Here is a 2757-nt window from a genome sequence, read left to right on the forward strand (position 1 = left end):
AGTTCACGTCGCAGCACATGAGAGGTCTACCAGTTCGACCGTGGCTACCGGAAGCGGTCATCGGTACCGAGATCACGACTCAGAACAGGCCCTAGCGGCCGCGGCGTGGGTCGAGCTGTGATAGTTGCCGATCTTGCGGTCAGCTGCCCTCAGCCTCCCTGATCGCCCTCCGTGTCGACGTCACCGTGGCCCGGGCCACGGTGGCCTCCTCGCGCCGCTACCGCCGAATCAGCAGAGTTGCCAGTTCAGCCGTCGTCCGCGTACGGCGTCTTCCAAACTGGGGATCCCCAGCAGCTCTGCACCATCCGCAATGTACTGTGCCCGGGAAAGGGCTGGGTGGATCGCCGAGACAGGCAAGGTCCCACGTGATCGTTTCGGCATTCGCCAACACCTTCCGCCTTGGACAACTTTGGATACGCTGGACAACATAGGCCTCGCATGGTTCACCCTCGCCGTCTACAGGCACCCCGAGCGAGGCCGGCACACGACCTGGTCTGATTCGGGAGCACGTATGCACTGGGCGGTCGGGGAACTGCTCACTCGGATGGAGCCGCCCGCGTCAGGCGGAGACACCGTCGACTGGGACGCGGTCCGGCGAGCCAGCGGCCTGGTGCTGCCTGCCGACTACCATGACTTCGTGGCCCGCTACGGCGGCGGGGGGATGGACGACTTCCTGTGTGTCTTCACTCCCCCGGTGGAGGACTCCATGTATGGCACGCTGCTGGAGGGCGTGCCCGTCATGGACGAATACGCGGCGATGTACTCCGAGGCATGGCCGGGCGCACCGGTCGGCGGACTGCTGAGATGGGGCTCGACTTCGACTGCGGACGACGTCTTCTGGCGGTGCGGGTCGCAGGATCCCGAGCAGTGGACCACAGTGGTCAGCCGCCGTCAGCACGGCTACCGCGAGAGTCCCTGGCTGGAGTTCGACTGCGGCATGGCCGAGTTCCTGCTCAGGCTCGTACGAGGAGAATTGCCCAACCCGTTTGGTCAGAAGGACTTCCCGGACCCCGACCCGGAGTACCTGGGGTGGCGGGAGGAGGACGAAGGTGGCTTCGATGGGGCCTGGGGCGAGTCCGGCTCCTGGCCGTACGGACCCCTCTGAACCGCCATACAGGGGGATCTGCGCTACACCGACGATCCGCATCACGACTGACTGACCTGCTTCAGCAACCGTCGTGCCCATAGTTCGCATCGAGGGACTCCGCGCCCGCTGCGTGCCCCCGCTCTCTGTCAGCCTTTGGCGAGACGTCTCCGCCGCTGGATCAAGACCGTGCCCGGCATGCCGCCCACAGCGCGACAGCCGCCCAATCACAGCTCCAACTCATAACGTTGGCGTACTACTCTGACGGCCCATAGCCGACGCGGAGGAGATGGGGGACGGTTCCATGGCAGATGAACTCTCACCAAGCGACTGTTTCGTTTGCCGGAAGCACCGTGACGACTCGCTGATGCCCGGAGGGGCGGTATGGATGGACGACCTCGTGGTTGTCTCACACCTATCTCCGCGAGCTCCCGGTGGCGCAGACTCGGTTTACCTCGGCCATCTTCTGGTGGAACCCCGCCGACATGCCCCCGGCCTTGCTGATCTCAACGACGCGGAGGCCCAGCGTGTAGGCTTCTGGTGCACGCGAGCCGCCGCCGCGCTGCGTGAAGCCGGTAGTGCCGAGCACGTATATGCCGCCGTCATTGGAGACAACGTGCCCCATCTGCACGTCCACCTCCTGCCCCGATACCCCGGGACTCCCCGTGACTACTGGTGGCAACGAGTCGACGAATGGCCAGACGCCCCTCGCGGCGGGGAAGGCGAGGCCGCGGCAATGGTCAAACGACTGCGCTTGCGGCACAGCAACGAAGTACCGCAACCACTGTGACCGCAGCCGATTTGGCGGTATGGGATGGTCTGACGTGGTCGAAGTCTCAGATGGACTCAAAATTCCAGCACCGCGTTGGATACGTCGGCCTCCAGGGGGGCGGTTCGCCGAATTCGTCTCGACCGAACCCCCAAGCCCGTGGTTCGACTAAGTCGTTAACGGCAACACTGACGGCAACGGGCGCGGACGACGACGGCATCCGGTACCTGCGCTGGCGCAACGCCAACGCCAACGCCAAACCCCGCCACCGTACGTCCTGGAAGCCCAACGCCGCGAACGCGCCCGCATTCGCGGCGAGAAGGGCCTCCGCTGGGAGGCCCAAAGCTCCAGACCGCGGCCTGACCTGGCATCCGTGCGGTCAGAGGGCCAATGATGTGTGCAACGCATCAAACATGTCGCGGAGTTCGGTGGTGTCGATGGGATTGATCTCCATCTGCAGGTGACACACGTCGTCGTCACCGTTGGGAGTCAGACGCACGAAGAAGGCAAACCTGTCCCCGACAGGTTCGGCCCTCAGCACCAGCGGATTATTGCGACCGGGAGTCACCGCCGCTGAGAATCGAGAGCCCGACGGGGCGCGCAAGTGAGAGAGCATCCGTGCAGCGAAGTCCGCGGCCTCCTCCCTGGTGAGGTAGGCGGTGTAGTCGGCCGACAGCGATGAGCACCAATCGGCGGTAACCCGCCAGCTGTCCTCGCCAGCCTGAACCAGCTCCAGCCACGCTCCATCGCTGCCGAGGCGTATCTGTGGCATTTCCATCGTCAAACCCTCCGGCCTTCGCACCCTAGGCCCAATGCCGCTGACTTTGGGGTGAGTTGCTTGTAGCTTGTGGCCGGGAGGGGTGCTGGTGCCACGGGCTGGGCAGGTGAAGCCGCCGGTTGAGGA

The 2757-nt window shown here is 64.9% G+C and carries 3 protein-coding genes; 2 read left to right on the forward strand and 1 reads right to left on the reverse strand.

The genetic code is table 11. The annotated features are described in order from the left end of the window. Nucleotides 1–511: 511 nt before the first annotated feature. Together ACWDA7_RS51860 and ACWDA7_RS51865 are read left to right on the forward strand one after the other, a co-directional pair. A complete protein-coding gene (locus ACWDA7_RS51860) occupies nucleotides 512–1105 on the forward strand; it encodes an SMI1/KNR4 family protein (protein WP_450615071.1) in 594 nt (197 codons plus the stop codon). 367 nt (nucleotides 1106–1472) lie between these two features. Continuing rightward, nucleotides 1473–1874, forward strand: coding sequence for an HIT family protein (locus tag ACWDA7_RS51865; RefSeq protein WP_450615075.1), 402 nt, complete (start codon nucleotides 1473–1475; stop codon nucleotides 1872–1874). 358 nt (nucleotides 1875–2232) lie between these two features. Here ACWDA7_RS51865 and ACWDA7_RS51870 read toward each other — a convergent pair. After that, the coding region (locus ACWDA7_RS51870; protein WP_450615073.1) for a hypothetical protein at nucleotides 2233–2757 on the reverse strand (525 nt) is incomplete at its 5' end.

It is taken from the genome of Streptomyces sp. NPDC001156 (assembly GCF_053598275.1).